This is a genomic window from Pseudoalteromonas sp. APM04, from assembly GCF_022809815.1.
GTDB classification, from domain to species: Bacteria; Pseudomonadota; Gammaproteobacteria; order Enterobacterales; family Alteromonadaceae; genus Pseudoalteromonas; species Pseudoalteromonas marina.
Window position 1 is genome coordinate 822,615 of record NZ_CP094441.1, and the last position, 22,868, is coordinate 845,482.

At 39.6% G+C, this 22,868-nt stretch carries 17 protein-coding genes; 8 read left to right on the plus strand and 9 right to left on the minus strand.

Annotated elements, in window-relative coordinates:
* Positions 1 to 6: 6 nt before the first annotated feature.
* Together MTP24_RS03890 and recA are read left to right on the plus strand one after the other, a co-directional pair.
* Positions 7 to 498 (plus strand): CinA family protein, encoded by a 492-nt coding sequence (locus tag MTP24_RS03890; protein WP_006791965.1) that lies wholly within the window; start codon positions 7 to 9, stop codon positions 496 to 498.
* A gap of 65 nt (positions 499 to 563) precedes the next feature.
* A complete protein-coding gene (gene recA, locus MTP24_RS03895; RefSeq protein ID WP_243532875.1) occupies positions 564 to 1,607 on the plus strand; it encodes a recombinase RecA in 1,044 nt (347 codons plus the stop codon).
* 269 nt (positions 1,608 to 1,876) lie between these two features.
* On the opposite strand, the gene MTP24_RS03900 is transcribed toward recA, so the two are convergent.
* Together MTP24_RS03900 and MTP24_RS03905 are read right to left on the minus strand one after the other, a co-directional pair.
* Positions 1,877 to 4,000: a TonB-dependent siderophore receptor gene (locus tag MTP24_RS03900; RefSeq protein WP_243532877.1), complete on the minus strand. Its 2,124-nt coding sequence runs from the start codon at positions 3,998 to 4,000 to the stop codon at positions 1,877 to 1,879.
* A gap of 234 nt (positions 4,001 to 4,234) precedes the next feature.
* Positions 4,235 to 5,404, minus strand: coding sequence for a DcaP family trimeric outer membrane transporter (locus tag MTP24_RS03905; protein ID WP_006791968.1), 1,170 nt, complete (start codon positions 5,402 to 5,404; stop codon positions 4,235 to 4,237).
* Between the two features lie 437 nt (positions 5,405 to 5,841).
* On the opposite strand from MTP24_RS03905, the gene acs reads away from it, so the two are divergent.
* From acs to MTP24_RS03920, 3 genes are all read left to right on the plus strand, one after another.
* Complete coding sequence (acs, locus tag MTP24_RS03910) at positions 5,842 to 7,782, plus strand: acetate--CoA ligase (RefSeq protein WP_006791969.1); 1,941 nt, start codon at positions 5,842 to 5,844, stop codon at positions 7,780 to 7,782.
* Between the two features lie 95 nt (positions 7,783 to 7,877).
* Complete coding sequence (locus MTP24_RS03915) at positions 7,878 to 8,531, plus strand: response regulator transcription factor (RefSeq protein WP_243532879.1); 654 nt, start codon at positions 7,878 to 7,880, stop codon at positions 8,529 to 8,531.
* A 314-nt stretch (positions 8,532 to 8,845) separates the two neighbouring features.
* Positions 8,846 to 10,435 carry an AbgT family transporter gene (locus tag MTP24_RS03920; RefSeq protein ID WP_058403014.1) on the plus strand — a complete coding sequence of 530 codons (1,590 nt, stop codon included), beginning with the start codon at positions 8,846 to 8,848 and terminating at the stop codon, positions 10,433 to 10,435.
* An 89-nt stretch (positions 10,436 to 10,524) separates the two neighbouring features.
* Here the strand turns inward: MTP24_RS03920 and purU are convergent, their stop codons facing one another.
* Both purU and MTP24_RS03930 read right to left on the minus strand, forming a co-directional pair.
* Entirely contained in the window at positions 10,525 to 11,355 is an 831-nt protein-coding gene (purU, locus tag MTP24_RS03925) for a formyltetrahydrofolate deformylase (RefSeq protein ID WP_010555843.1), read from the minus strand.
* Between the two features lie 197 nt (positions 11,356 to 11,552).
* Positions 11,553 to 13,439: a hypothetical protein gene (locus MTP24_RS03930; RefSeq protein ID WP_243532881.1), complete on the minus strand. Its 1,887-nt coding sequence runs from the start codon at positions 13,437 to 13,439 to the stop codon at positions 11,553 to 11,555.
* A 188-nt stretch (positions 13,440 to 13,627) separates the two neighbouring features.
* On the opposite strand from MTP24_RS03930, the gene MTP24_RS03935 reads away from it, so the two are divergent.
* From MTP24_RS03935 to MTP24_RS03945, 3 genes are all read left to right on the plus strand, one after another.
* Positions 13,628 to 14,605 (plus strand): DNA topoisomerase IB, encoded by a 978-nt coding sequence (locus MTP24_RS03935; protein WP_243532883.1) that lies wholly within the window; start codon positions 13,628 to 13,630, stop codon positions 14,603 to 14,605.
* 208 nt (positions 14,606 to 14,813) lie between these two features.
* A complete protein-coding gene (locus MTP24_RS03940) occupies positions 14,814 to 16,139 on the plus strand; it encodes a L,D-transpeptidase family protein (protein ID WP_243532885.1) in 1,326 nt (441 codons plus the stop codon).
* A gap of 11 nt (positions 16,140 to 16,150) precedes the next feature.
* Positions 16,151 to 17,149 (plus strand): D-Ala-D-Ala carboxypeptidase family metallohydrolase, encoded by a 999-nt coding sequence (locus tag MTP24_RS03945; protein ID WP_138740264.1) that lies wholly within the window; start codon positions 16,151 to 16,153, stop codon positions 17,147 to 17,149.
* Between the two features lie 58 nt (positions 17,150 to 17,207).
* Here MTP24_RS03945 and pelG read toward each other — a convergent pair whose 3' ends face one another.
* The 5 genes from pelG to MTP24_RS03970 are packed head-to-tail and all read right to left on the minus strand — an operon-like array spanning position 17,208 to position 22,859.
* Positions 17,208 to 18,572, minus strand: coding sequence for an exopolysaccharide Pel transporter PelG (gene pelG / locus MTP24_RS03950; RefSeq protein ID WP_058428493.1), 1,365 nt, complete (start codon positions 18,570 to 18,572; stop codon positions 17,208 to 17,210).
* The gene (pelF, locus tag MTP24_RS03955; RefSeq protein WP_243532887.1) at positions 18,560 to 20,077 is read right to left on the minus strand and encodes a GT4 family glycosyltransferase PelF; all 1,518 of its coding nucleotides are present in this window, start codon (positions 20,075 to 20,077) and stop codon (positions 18,560 to 18,562) included. The genes pelG and pelF overlap by 13 nt, the downstream gene beginning before the upstream one ends.
* The gene (locus tag MTP24_RS03960) at positions 20,070 to 21,053 is read right to left on the minus strand and encodes a protein PelE (RefSeq protein ID WP_243532889.1); all 984 of its coding nucleotides are present in this window, start codon (positions 21,051 to 21,053) and stop codon (positions 20,070 to 20,072) included. The genes pelF and MTP24_RS03960 overlap by 8 nt, the downstream gene beginning before the upstream one ends.
* A complete protein-coding gene (locus MTP24_RS03965) occupies positions 21,046 to 22,347 on the minus strand; it encodes a PelD GGDEF domain-containing protein (RefSeq protein WP_006794124.1) in 1,302 nt (433 codons plus the stop codon). Before MTP24_RS03965 ends, MTP24_RS03960 begins: the two co-directional genes overlap by 8 nt.
* A complete protein-coding gene (locus MTP24_RS03970; protein ID WP_006794125.1) occupies positions 22,344 to 22,859 on the minus strand; it encodes a hypothetical protein in 516 nt (171 codons plus the stop codon). Before MTP24_RS03970 ends, MTP24_RS03965 begins: the two co-directional genes overlap by 4 nt.
* Between the last annotated feature and the right edge of the window lie 9 nt (positions 22,860 to 22,868).

The window sequence follows — 22,868 nt, forward strand, 5'->3', positions numbered from 1 at the left end:
CTGAATATGGAATTACATCAAGAGATTAAAACACTTGCTGCGAAATTAGGTGTTATTTTAACGGATAAATGCTTATGGATCACTACTGCTGAATCATGCACGGGTGGTGGAGTGAGTTATGCACTAACAGACACACCTGGCAGCTCGCGCTATTTAGGGCGTGCATTTGTTACTTATAGCAATGAGGCAAAGCACGAACTACTCAATGTAGCGACGAGTACGTTAGAGCAGTATGGTGCTGTGAGCGAGCAAACCGTAAAAGAAATGGCGTTGGGGGCAAAAAATCTTGCCAATGTTGACGTTGCTATTGCTATATCGGGGATAGCAGGGCCGGGTGGAGCAACACAAGATAAGCCAGTGGGTTTTGTATGGTTCTGCCTACAAATTGCAGATAAACAATTTACATTTAAGCAAATATTTAGTGGTGATAGAGCCCAAGTTAGAATGCAGGCTATTGAATTTGCTTTGAAAAATACAATTGAAAAGATAAATTTATAAATTTCGCTTGATACTGTGGTTTCATACAGTATACTTGTTCGCATTAGCCGGATTTGGAGAACAAAATGAACGATAACAAACAAAAAGCGTTAGACGCTGCACTATCACAAATTGAGCGTCAATTTGGTAAAGGTTCAATCATGAAGCTGGGCGACAATAAAGCCCTGAACATTGATGCAGTATCTACAGGTTCATTAGGGATCGACATTGCTTTAGGCATAGGCGGTTTACCAATGGGTCGTATTGTTGAAGTATATGGTCCTGAATCTTCAGGTAAAACAACACTGACTTTGCAAGTTATCGCACAAGCTCAAAAAGAAGGTAAAACATGTGCCTTTGTTGATGCTGAGCATGCTCTAGATCCTGTATACGCTCAAAAGCTAGGTGTTAACATTGATGAGCTGTTAGTTTCTCAACCAGATACGGGTGAGCAAGCGTTAGAAATTTGTGACATGTTAGTGCGTTCAAGTGCTGTAGATGTTGTGATTGTCGATTCAGTTGCAGCCCTAACACCTAAAGCTGAAATTGAAGGCGACATGGGCGACTCGCACATGGGCTTACAAGCACGTTTAATGTCGCAAGCATTACGTAAGCTTACGGGTAATATTAAACGTTCAAATACATTATGTATTTTCATTAACCAAATTCGTATGAAAATTGGTGTAATGTTTGGTAACCCAGAAACAACAACCGGTGGTAACGCGCTTAAGTTTTACGCATCAGTTCGTATTGATATTCGTCGTATTGGTTCGGTGAAAGAAGGTGATGAAGTTGTTGGTAACGAAACGCGCGTTAAAATCGTTAAAAACAAAGTAGCGCCTCCGTTTAAACAAGCCGAATTTATCATCATGTATGGTGAAGGTATTTCTAAGCAAGGCGAGCTAATTGATTTAGGCGTTAAGCACAAAATTGTTGAAAAAGCAGGTGCTTGGTACAGCTACAATGGTAACAAGGTAGGCCAAGGTAAAAACAACTCAATTAAATTCTTAAAAGAAAACGTAGAAATTGCAAACGAAATTGAAGGCAAACTACGCGACATGTTATTGCTTAAAGCAACAATTGAACCAGAAGATGGCGAAGATGTACTTGGTGATGACGCTAACCTTTAAGGTTTAAAACGTTCTTCAAGCTTGATTTGACCCGAGCTTTACAAAAACGCTAGCCAGTAATGGTTAGCGTTTTTTTGTGTGAAAGCATTTATTAAGTCGTTACTAATTCACCTAACTAAACGTGCTGTTTTTAGGCTATAAAGCCTTAATAGCATTGGGTTTACTGTATTAACACTATGGCGGTTTTGTAACTACAGTTTTAAAAATGAAAAACGACACAGACACTGTGTCGTTTAAATTGTGTGATTAAAATATACTTATGATTAACTTTACAGTTGCCAGTTAACAGATAAGGCATAGTTACGCGGCGCGCCGTAGTAACCTTGTGCCCAAAATAAGCTATGCAGATACTTTTCGTCAGTGGTGTTATTTACGTTAAAAGTAACACCTACGTTTTGAGTAATCTTGTAGTTGGCCATCAAATCAAGAATACCATAAGCACCTTGGTTTGTTGTTACAAGTGCTGTACCCGTTGCGTCAAAGACTTGTACACGGCTCACCGAACCTTGCCAGCGATAGTTTGCACCAAATGTTAAGCCTTCAAAAAACGGTACCTGATAAGTAGCGGCAAGTTTTAATTGATTTTCTGGTGTGTAGTCTTTTACTAAATCGTCACCTTTAATGCTTAGATTACTAAAGCTTACGCTAGTGCTTAAACTCTCAGTAAGTTTACCGCTTAGTTCTACCTCAAAACCGTCACTACTAATCCCATCAGCAGCATAGTAGCGCGTATCACTCGGTAATGAATCAGGTAGTGCAACTGCAAGGCCTTCCTGTTTAGCATCAAAATACGCCAACGTTAAAAACACTTGGTCTTCTAAAAGCTGTGCTTTTAAACCTATTTCGCTACTTTTGCCAGTAATGGGGGCAAGTTGCTCAGCGTTTATATCCAGCTCTTTTTGTGGCACGAATGTTTCGGTATAGCTTGCGTAGGCTGAGAGTGAATCTGTAAAGTCGTAAACCGCACCAATATAAGGAATAACTTCACTGTCATCTCGTGTTTGTACTACCCCATATGCAGTGCCTTTTGTTTCCCAGTCGGTGTAACGAACACCTGCAAGCACACTTAGTGGGTCACTTAGTTTTATGCGAGTAGATACATAAGCAGATTGCTGCTTGTTTTTAATATCACTGCCGTTTAAACCATCTGCAAGTGTTGCTTCTGGCGCTACGCCATTCCATGTATCAAGCGATGGCATGGCAGGAAAGCCATTACCCGTTGTGTAATCGTAGAGTGACTGCTCGTTATAATCCATGTTTGCTTGGCTTACACCAAATGATAGGTCGTGCTCTTGACCAAATAAATCAAACTTACCACTAGCGTATAAATCAAACAGGTCGTGTTTATCCTCGTAATCATAACGGCTTGCGTAACCAGTAAGACCTAGGCCTGTTTCTCTATCGGGTGTGCCATAAACATAAAAAAGCTCTGAATCTTGCTCGTTTTCAATATGTGCATAACGGGCGGTTGCTACCCAAGTTGCTGATAAGTTTTGCTCAAGTGTTACATAGACCTGTTCAGCACTGTTGTCCCAGTATGACCAATCTGATGCAGTACTAGTAGATGCATCGTAATCAGTGGCTGAGCCATCAGTGTAGTAAAGGGGTAATGCTCCCCAAAGCGGGCTATCGGCATCTTTTTGTTGATTAACGTAGTTGAGACTTAGCGTTGTATCATCTGTTAATTTACCTTCATAAGCTAAGTAACCTATTGTTTTGTCAGTTTCGTAACGGTCCAAGTAAGATTCTGCTTTATGCTTAGTAAATACCGCGCGTACAGCGTGCTCATCGTTTATTGGAGTCGAAACATCAACCTCTAGTCGTTTGTTATTCCATGAGCCATAAGATACAGATGCATGCGCTTGTGTTATGTAGGTCGGTTTTTTAAGTACCATGTTCACTGTTGCAGAAGGGTTTCCTGCACCGGTCATTAAACCGTTAGCCCCACGAACAATTTCAACACGGTCGTAAATAGAGGTATCTAATGAGCCTTGAATTGACCCCGAACTTTGTGGAATACCCAAGCCATCTACTTGAAAGTTTGTGATTTCAAATCCACGGGCTTTAAAGTAAGTCCGATCTGTTTCTATTTGCTCCACCGTTACACCGGGTGTGCTTTCAAGAACGGAGTTAATATCATCTAACGAAAAATCGTCCATTAATGCGCGCGAAACAACCGAAATACTTTGCGGGGTTTCTTTTATTGAAAGGCCTAATTTAGTTGCAGACTGCGCATCTTCGGTAATGTAGTTTTTATGATGCTGGCCATATACGGCTATTTTCTCTAATGACTCGTTGTTAGTTTTTAACTCCTGCGCAAACGTATTTCCAGATAAAATTAAAGAAGTAACAATGCTTAGTTTAGACAAACGCAAAATAGTAGGGGACGACATATCGGTTCCAGTTCGTTATAAAATTGGAACTTATGCTAATCTAAATGATATTGATTTGCAATTGCATTGTTGTGGTTTGTTTATCTTTTAACTAATTTGGGCCAGCTTAATTAATACCTTAGGTTTATTTTAAAATTATGTAGGGTTAAATTAAGAGGTTTATTAACCAAATTTAAAGTTATACGCATAAAAAAAAGCGGCCTAAGCCGCTTAATTTATGGAGTAGACTTTAAATTAAAAAGCGTATTTAACAGAGAATTGTAAGCGGTCTAAATCACCATCAATACCGCTTTGAGTTTCTCTCTCAGCATGTTTTAACTCTGCACCAAATGTTAGACGTTTAACCGGAGAGTATAAAATATTTGCGCTATAGCTTTGCGTTGATTCAGTTGGATCACCTGAAATGCTCAACAAATCAGTGTTGTTGTCAGCTGAAAAGAATGAGTAAAGGAATGTTGAACGCCATTGGCTGCTCCATTTATGCTGATAAGCAACAAAGCCAGACGTTGAGTCGATTGCATCTAACTCATCACCATTGAGTACGGCACCATGAGCAACATTTAAGCCTACATATCGGCCTAAACCTTTACCTTGTGTCAGCATAAATTTAATGTTGTCGTCACCTACTTTAAACATACCCGATGCACTTACGCCAAATGACGTTTCATCAGCATCAATACCGCCTACTTTATACGTTAATTGGCGAGCAAGTGCGGTTACAACAAGGTTACCCCAGTCTGCTTTGTGTGTGTATCGTGCGGTAAAATCAGGAAGCGAAGCATCATCAGTTGCAACGCGTGCTCCGCCTGTTGTTGTGATTGTGCTTTCAGGGTTTTCTAATGAGAAAGACCACGCACCTGTTGTGTATTTAATTTGAGCTTGGCGAACAAACACTGTGCCTTCAGCAGGGCCTACAAAGTCTAACGTTTCAGGAAGAGCGCCTACGTTTTGAAAGTTTGACCATGTTTGGCCAAATAACCATCCGTCGTAGGTTATAAAAGCGTGGCGGATGCGTGGAGCGAAAGAGTTTGATACGCGTTCATTACCACCTGCGGCTGAGGCAAGAAAATCAATTTCAATCTTGCTGTTAATTTTTTTACCGTTATCTAGCAAGGTCGACGTACCAAAATTAAAACGCGATTGACGCGCATGCATATCAAACACTGCGTCTGAGCTGTCATCATCACCTACAGTTAAAGTACTGGGTACATAAAAGTCACGACCAACGCTTGTACCAGCAGAGGCACCCGCTGAATAATCACTCCACATCGTGTCGAGTTTAATATATCCGCCGTAAGTGAACTCTGTGTCACCAATCTTTGCAGCTGTAGCCGCATAAGTAGTGCTTGATAGTGCACATAAAACAGCGCTTGCTGCGAGTGTTTTTAATGGAGTTATTTTCATACTGGTATCCCTTGTTTAGGCTACTTGTTGTTTATAATTTTTTACTCGTTTTTGCCAATACTTGCTACAGGTATAGATTACGAATAAAAATAAATAGTGTGAGTCTGTTCAGTGTTAATAAATATTCTTTTAATTTTTAAACAACGCATGCAATAGTTTTTAGATTTGCTTAATTGTTCAACACAAATACTTTAGATATGTGTAGTGTTTACTCAATTATCTATTGGTCTATAAGACTAAGGTTTAACAGTGAAGTAATCTTTTGCTACCTTTATTTAACATCATGTATTGTTTAGGTAAAAATATTTAAGCTTATTAATTATATAGTACAAATTAGTAATATGGAGGCGAGTACAACTAAGGTCTAATACTTAATAAAGCACTGCTGAGTAATCCTTGTTAAGAGCCTAAGGCAAGTAATTTAAACGGAGACTAAGATGTCACAAAGTATCTATCCTGTTCCTAATCATATAAAAGACACAACACTTGTTGATAAAAATAAATATAATTCGATGTACCAGCAGTCAATTAATGACCCCGAAAGCTTTTGGCGAGAGCATGGTCAACGCCTCGATTGGTCTACTCCTTATACTAAAGTTAAAAACACCTCTTTTGATAAAGGGCACATCAGTATCAAATGGTATGAAGATGGTTTCTTAAATGCCTCTTATAATTGTATTGATCGTCATTTAAAAACCAAAGCCGATAAAATTGCACTTATTTGGGAAGGTGATGACCCGTCACAAAGCGAAAATATTACGTATCAGCAATTACACGATGAAGTGGCCAAATTTGCTAATGGTTTAAAAAAGCTAGGTGTGCAAAAAGGTGACCGAGTTGCTATTTACATGCCAATGACCCCGCAGGCTATTTACGCTATGCAGGCGTGTGCTCGCATTGGTGCAATTCACTCAGTTGTATTTGGTGGCTTTTCACCTTCGGCAATCGCTGACCGTATTAAAGACTCTGGTGCTAAAGTGGTCATTACATCAGATGAAGGCCGACGTGCAGGTAACTGCGTGCCATTAAAAGCGAATGTTGATGAAGCCGTATTACAAGATTCTGTAACCACTATTGAGCACGTGATTGTACATCAGTTAACAGGTGGTGAAGTTGATTGGCACGATCACGATATTTGGTGGCACGACTTAGTCGCTGACTTACCAGCGCAGTGTGAACCAGAGCCAATGAACGCAGAAGATCCGCTATTTATTTTGTATACATCAGGTTCAACAGGCCAACCTAAAGGGGTTGTACACACAACTGGCGGTTATTTAGTTTATGCGTCAATGACTCACGAGTACGTATTTGATTTACAAGATGATGATGTGTATTGGTGTAGTGCCGATGTAGGTTGGATCACCGGACACAGTTATATTGCATACGGACCGCTGGTGAATGGCTGCACACAAGTTGTATTTGAAGGCGTACCTACATACCCAAGCGCAGGAAGAATGGGTGAGGTGGTTGATAAGCATGGTGTCACTATTTTATATACTGCGCCTACAGCGATTCGAGCATTAATGGCCAAAGGTGATGAGCCTACCGCAACTTCACATCGCGATAGTTTACGTATTTTGGGTTCCGTAGGTGAGCCAATTAACCCAGAGGCATGGAACTGGTACTACGAGAGTATAGGTAAGTCTAATTGTCCAATTGTGGATACCTGGTGGCAAACAGAAACAGGTGGCATTATGATCACGCCACTACCTGGTGCTACAGACACGAAGCCGGGTTCTGCAACCCATCCATTTTTTGGTATTGCTCCGGCACTTTATGATGCAGAGGGAAATACACTAGAGGGCGCGGTTGACGGCAATTTAGTTATTTTAGATAGCTGGCCATCACAAGCGCGTACCGTTTATGGTGACCATGAGCGTTTTGAACAAACTTACTTTAGTGCATACCCTGGCGTTTACTTTACCGGTGATGGTTGTCGTCGTGATGAAGATAGCTATTACTGGATAACAGGGCGTGTTGATGATGTACTCAATGTATCGGGGCACCGTTTAGGCACTGCTGAAATAGAAAGCGCATTAGTTGCCCATGAAGCTGTGGCAGAGGCTGCAGTAGTAGGTTACCCGCATAATATCAAAGGCCAAGGCATTTATGTTTATATTACGCCTAACGAAGGGGTCACGGTGAGTGATGAGCTTACAACAGCGGTTCGTAATTGGGTTCGTAAAGAGCTCAGCCCAATAGCCTCTCCAGATATGATTCAATGGTCTCCGGGTTTACCTAAAACACGCTCAGGTAAAATAATGCGTCGAATTTTGCGCAAAATTGCTGCCAATGAGCACGAGCAATTGGGTGATACGTCAACCCTTGCTGATCCGTCGGTAGTGGATGAACTTATCGATAATCGATTAAATCGATAAATACGCGTTAAAAGCTTGATTACAAGTTAATTCTAAACGTAGTATATCGGCTGTTACTTAGTAATAAGTATCAGCCGAATTTTTAGGAGTGAACCATGAGTCAGTTTTTAATAGCGGACGATCATCCGTTATTTCGTGAAGCACTAAAGGGCGCACTGAGCGCAAAATTTGAAGGGCTAAAAGTGTTCGAGTCGTCAGATTTTGATAGCACATTGCAAGTGCTAAGCGAGCAAGAAGATCTTGATATATTACTGCTAGACCTTCATATGCCAGGTAATGGTGATTTGTATGGTCTTATTCGTATCCGAGAAGAGTACCCAAGTTTACCGATTGCTGTGGTTTCAGGCAGTGAAGACGTTAATATTGTTTCTAAAGTCATGGGTTATGGTGCTATGGGGTTCATTCCCAAATCATCGTCATCGGACGATATTGCCAATGCAATTAACCAAATACTTGAAGGTGATACATGGCTGCCAAAAGAGCTTAAAAACAAAGTAGCCGAAATCGAAGGTGAAGACAGAGAAATTGCAGCGCAAGTCGCTTCTCTTACACCTCAGCAATACCGCGTTTTACAATATTTGCATGAAGGATTACTCAATAAGCAAATTGCTTATGAGTTGCATATTTCAGAAGCAACAGTAAAAGCACACATTACCGCAATTTTTAGAAAGCTCGGTGTCTATAACCGCACTCAAGCCGTACTTATCGCTGCTAAATTACAACTAGAGCCTATTGAGCCAGCTCAATAATGGTTTAACGGCTTTGAAGCGATTTATTACCGTTATATTTTACCCGCTATTTTGAATTGGCATTTTAGCGCATGGGAATATTGTCGGCTATGATTTGAAACGCATTTAATTTAGGGCAGGCGTAGGTTAACCCCTTTAGGCAGCGTCTGCTTAGCATTTATGCTTTTTTATCTTTTACTGATAAAAAACAGGCTTAATACCTATTCCTCCTTTTGTGTTATTTGACTTTACTCACAAACCATTCACCTTTTAAACATGATCTAAATTACAAATAATGCTAGGTTACGGCAATTTTATAACTTTAAGAGCAGGGTATGACAGACTCCACACACTCACCTAGCAACAATCCAAATAAGGGATTATTTAATCGGTTTTTAGCCACCGTCGAATTTTTAGGCAATATGCTGCCTCATCCAATTACACTATTTGCAATATTTGCAGTGGCGATTGTTGTGTTTAGCGGCATTGCAGATTGGTTTGGATTAAGTGCAATAGACCCTCGCCCGGTAGGCGCTCCAGGGCGCGCCGCTGACGGCGTTATTGAAGTCGTAAGCTTATTAAGCGCTGAAGGTTTACAACGCATTATGGCTGGGCTTGTTACCAATTTCACAGGATTTGCTCCCCTAGGTACCGTGTTGGTTGCATTATTGGGTGTGAGCGTTGCTGAGCACTCGGGTTTGCTCTCTGCGGCTATGCGAGGCATGGTAATGGGCGCCTCTAAACGTTTAGTTACGTTTATGGTCGTGTTTGCCGCTATTATGTCAAATACGGCTTCAGAGCTTGGCTATGTGGTTTTAATTCCGCTCGCAGCGATGATTTTTCATAGCTTAGGGCGTCACCCATTAGCTGGCCTTGCCGCTGCATTTGCAGGTGTGTCGGGGGGCTATAGTGCTAACTTATTATTAGGTACTATTGATCCGCTCCTTGCAGGTATTACAACTCCTGCGGCTCAAATGATCGATCCAACCTATGTTGTTGGCGCAGAGGCAAACTGGTATTTCATGATGATATCGGTGCTTTTAATTTCAGTGCTGGGTACTTTAGTAACTGAAAAAATAGTTGAGCCACGCCTAGGCAAATATAATCCAGATGAAGCCAGTATTGACCTGTCGCAAAACAGCATCGATACCCTTACCCAAAAAGAAAAGTCAGGTTTAAAGTGGGCTGGCATTTCTTTACTCGCAGTTTCTTTATTACTTGCATGGACCATCGTTCCTGACGATGGCATTTTACGAAACCCTGCAACCGGTGAAGTTGCGGGCTCTCCTTTTTTAAAAGGGATTGTGGTTATTATTTTTGTGACATTTAGTATTCCTGGTTTTGTATATGGTCGTGTTGTTGGCACTATGAAAAACGATAAGGATGTTATTAACGCCATGAGTAAAAGTATGAGCTCGATGGGGTTATATATTGTTTTGGTATTTTTTGCGGCTCAGTTTGTAGCATTCTTTAAGTGGACTAATTTAGGCACTATTTTAGCTATAAATGGTGCGGCGCTTTTACAAGCTTTAAACCTGACAGGCCCTGAAGTATTTGTATTGTTTATTTTAATGTGTGCACTAGTAAACCTAAGCTTAGGCTCGTCGTCAGCGCAATGGGCGATTACAGCGCCTATTTTTGTTCCTATGCTTATGCTAATCGGTTACGCGCCAGAAACTATTCAAGCGGCTTACCGTATTGGTGACTCGGTAACAAACTTAATAACCCCGATGATGAGTTACTTTGGTTTAATCCTTGCTGTGGCTGTTAAGTACAAAAAAGATATGGGGATAGGTACGCTGGTTGCCACCATGCTGCCATACAGCATTATATTTTTTATTGGCTGGGTCATTTTGTTTTATGTGTGGGTATTTTTACTGGGTATGCCTGTAGGGCCTGAGTCTCCTACGTATTACACACCGTAATTACTTATTTTACGCGAACAATAAAAAAGCCAGCTTAGCTGGCTTTTTTTAGCAAATGAGCGTGATATAACCACAAAGGTTAACGCGTCCTAGCTAAACACCACGGTTTTATTACCATTTATAAATAGCTTGTGCTCTGAAGCGAGTTGCAACGCTTTACAAAAAACTGTTTTTTCAACGTCTTTACCCATTTTTGCCATCATTTCAGCCGTGTTAGCATGCGTAACACTTGTCACGTCTTGCAAAATAATTGGGCCTTCATCTAATTCATTATTTACAAAGTGAGCCGTGGCACCAATAATTTTTACGCCGCGCTCAAATGCCTGGTGGTACGGCTTTGCACCAATAAATGCAGGTAAAAAAGAGTGGTGTATATTAATGATTTTACCGTCAAACCGGCCTACAAATTCAGGGCTTAAAATACGCATATATTTGGCTAAACCAATTATATCTGGGTTATAACTAGCAATTAAATCGCCTACTTGTTGGTCATGTTCACTTCGGCTTAGCCCAACATGCGATACCACATGAAATGGCACACCAAATCCTTTCGCAAGTGGTTCTAAATCAGGGTAGTTAGCAATAACAGCGAGCACTTCAATATTAAGTGTTTGCTCAAACTGTTTTAATAGCATACCACCTAAGCAGTGTGCTTCTTTGGTGGCAAGCAGCACCACTTTAGTTTTTGCATCGTCGTGCAATGCAAGTTTGGCGCCTTCAGGTAATAAAGCGCGTAGCTGCTCTAAAAAGTCACTTTGTGGTTGCCCCGTCAGCTCAGTGCGCATAAAAAAACGTTTGGCGTCTTTGTCTACAAATTCGTTATTCCGAGTAATGTTCAAGTTATTTTGATGACAAAGCCCGGTGATTTTAGCAATTAAGCCCACATCGTCGGCACATTGGGTGGTTAGTATGTAACTCATTTTCCTCATTCTTACCCTGTGATTAATGTTTCATTATTTGTGTTTTAAAACATAAAGCAAGGGCTTTGTGGGCTAATCAAATATTAATCATGTTATTGCACGCTTTTAGTTTAATTTAGACGTTACATAGCGGTGGGTCATATTTAGGTAAATAAAAAATGCCACCCAATTATACAGGTGGCATTTATCTGAAAATGCTATTTTTTTGGCTCAGACGCCAAGTCGTCTTCTTGACGTAAAAAGCCAGCGGCTTCTTCATCGTCTTTAGTTAGAGTAGGTTGCATAGGCATTGCGCGAGTTTGTTGATTCAACTGGTGTAGTTGAGATGCATTACCTAAATCGCGTTCACTCGTAATAGAGGCTATGGATTCGCGGTCTTTCAAAAAGGCGATTACATCTTTTTTGATTGCTTGTAATTGACCTTCATCTTTGTGCATTTCCATAATATGGCGAGGATGCTCAAGGTTTTTCATACCTGTTGCGGCAAAGGTTGTCGAAACGACACGTGAAACAATCACCCAAGGTGTTATGCTGCTGCGCACTAAGGTGTTTTCTGAACGAGTGCTATCGTGAATACCTGTACCTGTTGATATTTTTGACTCAGTAAATGTGCCTTCGCATTTAAAATATACCAGTAAAGATTCAAATTGCATTTCGGCAAAAAACAAGTGTGCGCTGTTGCTTAGCAACTGGGCAAAGGCTTTAATTAATACACCAATCAGTAATAAGTGAACACTTGCCATTAACAGTTCACTAAACTCAATAATATTTTGATTATTAAACGCTTGCTCAATGTTATTTATATTTGCTGCATCAATATAGTGGTAAATATTAATAAACGAGTAGGCAAGCAATACGGTAAAAGTAAGCGCTACAATATAAAGCAAGTTACCGCTAATTAACGCAATTAAACGCGAAAGACTAAAGTGCTTACCTAAATCCATCGTGTGCAGTTTAGGTTGGATTTCTTGAATCATTTCACCTTTAAAGCCGCCTTTACCTTCAATTTGCTCTTGTAATTTAGGATCTAGCTCACGGTAAACCCTATTAGGTACTTCTTTATAACGGCGATTAGCCATTACTAAGTTATCAAGATTTATAAAAATTTCATCTGGATGAACAGACTCTTGCCAGTTTTCACGTAGTTCTGATACTTCAGCGCTTGGTGTCACTTCGTTTAAACGCGCTTTAATCATCACAAAAACAAGTGCACAACTAAGTGCAGCTAAAATAATAATGGCAGTTAAATAGAGGCCCGCGTTAAGGTTGGGTAATTGCTCAAGCCAATTGTCTATTTGTTGTTTGCTTATGCGCTGTTCCTGCATTATCCACGACATAGACAGGCCTATAGCAATGGGCAATATAAAGGATAAAGAAATGATTTTAGCAAGAGCACCAGTACCTAAGGCTTCAATATTCTTTTCTGCATTACGTGAAATAGGTTTGCCAGAAGAGCGCCAAGAAAACAGCACATAAAACATTAATATGGCACTATATATTGGAAAAGCTAGTTCGCCAGCTTCACCGGTAAAACCAGACAGTGACACAAAGGCGACCAATGCGTAAGCGATAAGAGCAACCAGTGTGCTTATCCATGAGCCAAATAAACGTTGGGCAACATTACGTATTGGGTAGGGTAAAAATAATAGTTTTGGTACTAAACTATGTAGCAAACGCGATAAAAAGCCATTCGGTTCTTTAAAAGTACTGTTTTTGCGACCAACAAGCATTTCTTCTAATGTTTGCGCAGTGTAGGCTACTTCGTTTTTTTCTTCTTGTGCAGTTGAGGTTTGTGACTTACTAAAATTAAACGCCAACGATGTCGGGTGGTTTCTACCTACGAAGTACTTAAGCGTTGCATAAATACCGCCAGATAAGGTACGAATACCTAGCGCGAGTATTAACATGCCAAATATCATTAAGATCCAACCTGCTGTTGCATCTTCTTTTACAGAGCTAGACGCGATAACAAGCAAGCTGATGCCAACAACAGATTCAATAAGCCCTCTTATTGCTTTTACTTTACCTTCTAGTTTGAAAGGGTTTTTTAGTCCAAGATCTATTGATCCGTAATCAAAAGCCATCAAATGCTCCTTATAAATAGTAAACCTTAAAAAGGGAATATCAGCATAGCTAAAATAATGCATGCATTAAGACATTATTGCTTAATTTCTGATTATATATCAATAATATTGTTCAGTTTAAGGTTATTTGAATATGTTAGTTTAAATGTTTTATAGGCTGTCATTGATCAAAACGGAGTGCAGTGATTATGAAGTTAATTTATGTGGATGATAATTTACCTGGTATCACTCGAAAGCTTAAAAACAAGCAATGGCAGTATTTCGATCCTATTGGCAAAGTAATAAAAGATGAAGCGGTAATTGAGCGTTTGAATGGCTTAGCATTTCCGCCTGCGTATAAAAGCGCATGGTTTTGCCCCGAAGAAAACGGACATATTTTAGCGACAGGATTTGACAGTAAAGGGAGAAAACAATACCGATACCACCCAGAGTTTAGAGCTCAGCAAGAAGCCAAAAAATACCAGGCTTGTGGTGTATTTGGCCATAAACTTCCTTTATTGAGAGCTCGCTTGGAGTCAGACTTACAAGGCAGTGAGCTTAATGTAGAACGTACATTAGCGGCTGTAGTTAGGCTTATGGACTTAGGGGCACTTAGAGTCGGTAACGAGCGAAACGTAAAACAAAACAAAAGCTTTGGCGCTACAACCTTACGCACCCGACACGCAAAGCTGACTGGGAAAAATATTCAGTTAAAATACCGGGCTAAATCTGGAAAAGAGCGTGAGGTCAACATTACCGACAGAGTACTAAGCCATGTAATTAAAGACTTACAAGATTTACCTGGGCAACATCTATTTCAGTATATAAGTGAAGGTGAGAGCACTAACGTAACATCGAGCGAAATAAACCTATATATACAGCACATTATGGGGGAGGAGTTTAGTGCAAAACATTTTAGAACCTGGCGAGCAAGCGTTATTGCTTTTAAGCAGCTAGCTAAAGCCAAAGGCGCACTTACCTTAAAAAGCATGCTCGATTGTGTATCTCAGCAATTAGGTAATACCCCAGCAATAGCACGCAAATCTTATGTTCACCCTGATTTAATTACACTGTGTAAAGAAGATGAAGCAGCTCAAAATGCGTGGCGTGAGTCACTTACGTTACCTCGCAAGACTAAGTATTTAAGCAGATACGAACGTGGTTTTTTAGCGTTTTTAAGCGATTAATCGACATAGCAACTTTACACACTTGAGTATATTTATTACACAAGTAGTTTGTATTGTAACTTAAATGAAATGATTTTATTTTAATAAATCTAACCTTTTCAATTTCTTAGTGTTGAGTTTGTTTTTGGCACCGACGTTGCAACTCTCGTTGATAATTAAACGGCAAGTACATATGCATTTATCAACACTATTTAGCGAGGGGCGCACCGTGAAGGGACTATTTACAAAAAAAGGTTTTACCAAATCAAACAAAGCCACTTTGAAGGGGGCTTTGTTTGTGAGCTTAGCAAGCATGTTTACTTCACCTATATTCGCGAGTGATGATCTTGATGGTGTTTTACTTGCCAGCTCCTCACTGACCACTTACAGCTCGCAGCGCTACACGCAAACTAAAGATAGCTATTACTTTGATCAATACGCAGCCCAATTAATAAAGCGTACGGAAAAAGCGATTAATTGGTACCAAGAAATAGTGAATCGCGGTGGGTTTATTCCTTTACCCGCCAGCGAGTTGCTTGAACTAGGTAGTAACAGTAAAGCGGTGAGTTTACTCGCTATGCGTTTATTTCAAGAACAAGATTTACTCACTAACGTATGCACTAAAGCGCCGTGCATTTTTGATAAACATATTGAGCGCGCTGTAAAGCAGTTTCAACATCGCCATGGCTTAAAGGTTGACGGTCGAGTTGGCAAAAACACGTTTGCTAAACTTAATATTCCAGCTGAGCAAAAACTCAATAAGTTAAAGTTAAACTTTTATCGCATTACCAACTTTGCCGGTTCGAGCGATGAACAGTACGTGTATGTAAATATTCCTGAGTATCAGTTGCGCTATGTGAAAGTAGGTGATGTAAAACTTCAAAACAACGTGATTGTAGGTAAACCTAGCTGGGAAACACCGGCATTTAGTGATGAAATAGAAAAATTTGTTGTTAACCCTGAGTGGCGCATACCTATCTCAATTGCTACTAGGGAAATAGCGCCTAAAGTAGCAGAAGACCCTGATTACCTTGTTAAAAACAATATTGAAATCAGAAAAAACAGCTACATAGACTCACAAACAGTTAACCCAAATAATATTGATTGGAATTCAATTAAGCCTTATCAGTTTGACCATTTTTTAGTGAAACGTGCGGGTGAAAAAAATCCCCTTGGTGAAGTAAAATATTTGTTCCCTAACCCTGAGGCTATATATGTACATGATACACCTGCAAAGCAGCGCTTTAGCCAAACAAGACGTGCGTTATCGCATGGCTGCATAAGAATTGAAGACCCTTTTTCACTTGCTCAAGAAATAATTAAACACCAAGGTGAAGAGCATGCATTGGCACAAGTTAACGATGCACGAAATGAAAACAGCACACAAACATTTTATTTGGACGAGCCATTACCCATTCATTTAGTTTATTGGACTGCGTGGGTGGATGAAAACAAGCTCGTTAATTTTAGAGATGATATTTACAAACGCGATCAAAAAGCACTCCTAAAAAATGATAACCAGTCGGTTATTGCAGCATTATTAGAAAGTAAATAATGAGAGGTAATATGAAATTAATCGGTATTTTATTAATCAGTATGCTGACTACTCTGCTTAGTACGCATTTATTTGCTTCTCAGCCTGCTAAAACGGCTCATCAGGTTGTTGATATACAAAACAGGCCTGCTTTTGAGGACGCAGAATTTAGTTTAAAAATTAACGATATTGTCATGCCATACTCACTTTTTTCGGTGTTTGTAATGCCCAATGAGCAGTTTGAATTTGAAGTGCTATATGCGCAATCACCCGATGCTTACACATTAATTAGCGATGAAAAGTTCATGCTAACTGATACTAACCGTTGGCAATGGCAGGCACCGGATACTCCCGGCTTAACATCGGTAATAATTGAATCGCCAAATAAAAAACAGCGCATGAAAATTAACGTGTTTGTAAAAGTACCTGCCGATAAAGTAGAGGGCGGAAAGCTAAAATATTATCAAATAGGGCATTACCCAAAGCAATCGCAAATTAAAGATTCAAAGCACTATATTGTTCCTGACGGGTTTGTTGAAGTGACCCCAGAGAATGAAGGTACCAAATTATCGCCTCATTTTTCTTTAAAAGAATTTGTGAGTAAGCAAAAAAGTAATCATCCCAAGTATCTTTTTTTGCAAAATAAACTGCTGCTAAAGTTAGAAATGATTCGTAAGGAACTAATTTTAGAAGGCATTCCAGTTAGTAACATGGTGGTGATGAGTGGTTACCGAACACCTTATTACAATAAAGCCATTGGGAATGTGAAACTGAGCCGTCATGTGTTTGGAGACGCAGCAGATATTTTTATCGATAACGATGGAAATTACCGTATGGATGATATTAATAAAGATGCAAAATACACTATTGAAGACGCAAAAGTGATGGCAAATATTGTCGAGTCGTTAGCCAAACGCGAATCATTTAAAGGCTTATTAGGTGGGTTGGGCGTTTATGGCCCTAAACCGCACCGAGGGGCATTTATACATGTGGATACGCGCGGTTTTAAAGCCCGCTGGGTAAGTAAATAAAGTTTACACCTAATAAACAATAAATATATTGGCTACTTTTTATTAGGTGTAAGTGTTTTTATTGCAACATAAATGTTTCGTATTCTAGGTCTTCAAACTGCCTAGATAACCAAAACAAGCCAACTACAGAAGTAATTATTGTAGAAAGGGCAAATCCGTAGCCATAAAATTGTGGCCCAAGTGCAATAGATAAATACGTAAGCACAATGTTTAATGCTAAAAATAGGCCCGAAAGGATTAACACAGTAAAGCGTTTATCAAGATAGAACAAAATATTGAGAATAGATAAAAATATTACCTGCACGCCTACGCCTACTACATCAATAAAAAGTAATGTTTTATAGTTAGGATCAATCCCAATGTAGGTAAGAATTTGCTCGCCCCACAATAGTAAACACGCAACAGTAATGCCTTGAATTTTAAATATGTCGTACAAGCCACCTCGAGCTGTTGTGATCATGTTGTCTTTTAAAAAGTAAATTTCTTCGAGCGAGGAGCCGCCCCTTATCGCAGAATAAAACCGGTCATATTGTTCTACAAAGTCAGTTTCCATTCTTACTAAAAATACCGCCATGCCGGGGATAATTGATAAATAGGCCAAAAATATGGGGAGATCGTAAATTGGGCTAGCTCTAAGGGGGCCTATAATATGTATGGATGTACTTGGTGAAAACCAAAACAAAATTTTATCTGCCCAAACGCCAATATTGTAAAATAGCCCGCAAAAGAACAGCATGTAATAGACTTTTTTTCGACTCATAAAGTCGAAGCTTATTAGTTTATTACCTGGGTAGCGACGAATAATCATGAATAAAAAACTAAAAAATAACAGCGCCTCACCTGCAAAAAAAGCAAAAAAGAGTCCATCTAATTGCCAGTCACGTAGTAATAATGCAAGTAGCACCATAAACGCGTACCCGCTGAGCATAGTGATTAAAATAAGCCGATACTCTTTCATACCCGATAAAAATATAGCACCAAGCCATTGATTACAAAGGCTAACAAAGCCACCTAAAATAATAATTTTGGTTACAACGGGTAAAGGTAAAAATGGCCAAACAGCAAATCCAACCAGTAATGCACCAATCGTTGTAATAAGTTGTGCACCAAGTAAATTGGGGAGTACTGAGTCGTCGTCTTTTGTAAAAAATAAATCTGCCACAAAGCGCGTTAGCATAAGCTGTAAGCCGCCAGTTAATATTAACGAGGCCGCCATCATGTAAGTTATCAGGGTTAGAAACTGAATAATTAACAGCTTAGGTAATACTATTCCAAGGCTTAAAATACCAATAAGCATTAGAGCGATGATCGACAATAACCAAGGGCCTGAACCGATGAGACCAGCGTAGCTATAGGCTTCAAAAACAGAGAGGAGGGTATTTTTTTTGAGAATTTTCCGTATCTCAAAACCTATTCCGGCCATGACATTGTATCCTTATAAAGCTTGTCGTATCGGGCAAACATGTGGCTTTCGTCATAAAATGCTTTTACACGTTTTAAGCCGCTTGATTGATACTCATGCCATTTATCGTCGTTATTAAGTATGTTTGTAATTTGTACGGCTGTATCGCTTGGCGATGCAATAGAAACAACTTCACCTGCTTTACCTAAAGCCTTGTCTTGTTCTGTGGCACCTTCAATAATTTCTCGACACGAGCCAACATCACTGGCTAGAACAGGTACGCCTGCTGCCATTGCTTCTAGTAACACTAAGGGTTGGGCTTCAGAAATAGATGTTAATGCAACAAGGCCTAACTTAGGGAGTATTTCAGCTATATTTTGCATACCCAAAAACTTCACGCTGTTCTGTAACTCAAGGCTGCCCACCAGTAACTGGCACTCTTTGTAGTACTTTGGGTCTTCTTCAAAAGGACCTATGATCCATCCCTCTATTGCGGTCATGCTTGATTGCACTTCTTTAATGGCACGAATAAAGGTTTTAATGTCTTTGATTGGTACTACACGCCCAATTAAGCCTACTGTTAATGGAATAGTTTTAGAACGTGCAGCCAGTGCTTTAGCGTAGTGAGCGGTTTTAATGCCGTTTGGTACGACTAAAGAGCGCTTCTCACAGGCTCCATCTTTAATTTGGCGCTGCCTATTACCTTCGTATAGTGAAATTATTCTATCGGCTTGGTGGTAACTCGTGCGGCCAATTTGCTCGAAAAAAGTGATCCACATTCGGCGAATAAAGCCCATTTCGGTATTTAAGTTTTTACCTAAAATAGCTTCAGACTCTTTTATCCAATCGGCTTGAATTAAGTCTATTTTTCGCTCTTTCGTATAAATACCGTGCTCTGTTAATAAGTAAGGCGTGTTATTAATTACGCTTGCACCTGCACCTAAAAAACCAGCATAGCCTGTCGAAATAGAGTGTATAAGTTTAACATTCGGTAATTGGCGGGCAATATCTGCAATTTTAAACAAAGGCTTATACAAATTACGGTACGACCAAAAGAAATCAATAAAAGATGATTCGTCGCAAAATGTTAAATAGTAGTCAGCCAATACCTGCCAGGATGACTCGCTATATAAAAAGTCAGCTTCGTTTATACCATTTTTTTGCCCAAGTTGTTCAAATGTAAATTCAAGTAACTCGGTGGGAATAGGCTCTTTTGAGTCTCTAAAATAACTTTGCAGTTGCTGCCAAAACTCAAACAACTCTTTTTTATATTTAACGCCGTGCTTTGCTTTTATATCAGTATTATTTTGCTCTACTAGATAATGAACATGCAATTTTGTAACATTTTTTGGAAGTGTGTACTTAATATCGCCATAGTGCTCAGAAGCACCGCCTAAAAAAATAAGTTCAAAGTTATAATGAGGTAGCCCTTCAATAATTTGATGAACCCAACTTGATACCCCCCCACGAACATAAGGATAAGTACCTTCTAATAATAATAATATATCGGCATTGGGTTTAGGCATTCCAATACTCCTGTAATTGGCGAAGTTCGCTCCCTTTAGGTTGTTCAGGTAACTCTTTTAAGTAGCGTTTACAGTCATCGTACTTATTCATGCAAAAGGCAACTTCGGCTTTGTAGGGTAAAACATGGCGACGCGCCATACCTAATTCAGTTGCTTGTACAAGAAAATCAAGCGCACGTTCGTAATAACCCAACGCTAAATAAACACGCCCTAAAAATACATAATTGGCTGGTTTTTGTGCGTACTCAATACTTTGTAAACTGAGTGCTTCAGCTTTTTCTAATACATATGTTTTTAGAGCGCCTTGTGCAAGCCCTAAATAACTAAGCTCCCAATACACGTGTGCTAACTGTTCTTGTAAGTTACTTAGCTCAGGCTGTTTTGTGGTGTTAGCAATTTGGTGTTGATAAACGCTAATTTTTTCGTTTAATTTTGTTTCTTTGGCATCAAGTGTTGAGTAAGCAAGTAGGCGTATATCGTCTTCTAAATCTTTGAGGGCAAGTTTTAATATTGGGATTGCTTGGCTGTCGCGCATGTGGCGAGCAGCCATTACTGCAGTTAAGCGTTTGTTAGGTTCGCTTGCGTATTTTAAAATGGCTTTTACGCCACCAATTGAATAAGTAGGGTTCGCCGAAATATCAGGGACTTCAAAGGGGAGTTCTGGAATTTCATGCTCTATTATTTCGGTATCATCACTTTTAAGTGGCTTACATAGCGCAAACGTAAGCGCCATCACAACACCTAAAATACCAAATACAGGTAAGCTAAACAGTAATAAGAATAATAATAGCGTGCCATTTATAAGCGTTGTTTTATATTTTTTAGGAATTAAAACGTAGCTTACAAAGGTAAAAAGTATGCTTGCAATGGCATGCAGTAAAATTACACCAAACCAGTTTGGTGTACTAAGAATTTCTTGCAGTGCAAAATACTCGCATAAACATGCAACTAAGGCGGCTATCACAACTTTAATCATGTAGGGCTACCAGTTTAGATAATTCATCCTTATTGACTGGAAACGCCACTTCTTGCTCAATAATAATATCGAGTTCTTGTAATGTTTTACCGGTACGTTCTTTACACCAGCTATTCATTCGCATTACAAAACCATCTTTTTCAAGCTCATCGGCAAGCGGCATCAGTATTAACAGAACTTGTTTTTCATTATCGTATAAATAAATGTCTAACCCTCGGCGAGCCTCGGTTAAATACTCCATCAGCCGTCGAGATTCATCATTAATACTTAGCGCGTTCACCTTTAAAAAGTGTGAAGGAATTTTATAACGCTTTGCTTCTTTGTTTGCGTGTTTAACTTGGCGCTTAAAGTATGGCGACTCTTCACGGGTCATTATTGGATTAGTGATTTCGTGACGCAATAAATCACCAATGTGTCCGGCCATAACGGCAAGTAAAGTAAGGGTGTTTTCTTTGAGAGCAAAAAACTTCACTTTTTCAACTAAAATAGCCCCATAAATTGTGTCGTTCACATCAATCAATGGAATAGCAATATGGTACTTGCTATCACCCGATGAGGCTTTTGGATTTTTAAGTGACACCAGTTCTTTTTCGTCAAACATGGCAGCTATTAATGGGTCTGAATTAGATGGCTCACTCATTTTTCCTACACTAGCTAGTGCCGGCTCTTGTATTTTATCGTTTTCAACTTTATATAAGCCTGCTTTTTCTATCGAGCCATATTCTATAAATAGATTTAAAATAACCTCTGCGGCACTGTCTAAGCGTCTTTCTTTTAATTTACCAATTGATTCTCGTACTGCTTGTAATGACTCACGTAAACTAAGTGTATGTCCAGCAAGCATTTGTTCGATTCGGTCATGTGATGAGCTAATTAAATGATATTGGCGCGTAAATTTTTCAAGTCGGTCTGATACATAGGCTAGTTGAATGCTTTGCTGTTGATTAGTTCGCTCCCATACATCTCTAAATTCACCTGCCACCATAACTACAATAATGTAGCCAATCATGGCGTTAATATTAAACTCACTTTTAGGGTCTAATATATTGCTTTGTATTAGCAATAATTGCCCTACTAGTAAGGTTAAAATACTAATAAAACCTTTTGAAAAGCCATAGCGTAGAGCAACAAGCAACGGCCCTAATACTGGCCAAGAAAACCCTCCTTGCGTCCAATAGGGGTCCTCAGCATTAAATAGAACAGGCAGCCCTAAAGCTAAAGCGGTAAAAAAACATACCTCAGCCCATATCTGTAGCTCAGGAACGTCTCTTGGGCGTAAGAAATGTGTTTTCACTCACTAACCTCAATATAAGACACTAAATCGGCAATTACATCTTGCGCAGTTGCTGCAATGCTATCGCGTCCCCAACCGCTTTTTGCAATGGTGCCGGTCCAAATTGGCGTTGTTTCACCGTTTTTTGTAAGCAATAAAGTAAGTGCAACCACAGGCTCTCCATCAAGACCTGCTTTGTAACGCCATTCTTCAATACTGCCACTAAGTACATAGTCAGCTTGTTGAGTATTGAGCCATTGCATTGCGTTGTTTAAACGGTATTGATCGTCTAAAGGTGGCAGGTCTTTACTGCTATTTCTTGGTGCACGAAGTAACTTAGGAAGCTTATTTTGTTGCCAAATACTTGCTAAAATATCTTCAGCGCGCTCACCTGCCAGTGGTGTTTGTGCATGATTAACAAGCGGTAATAAAGCCACGGTAGTTGCTGGGCTAATTTCGATATCATCAGCAACTCGACTTGTAGTACACGCCGACAAGAGCAAAACCAAACTAAGTATAACTAAGCGAAACATATTCTCTCC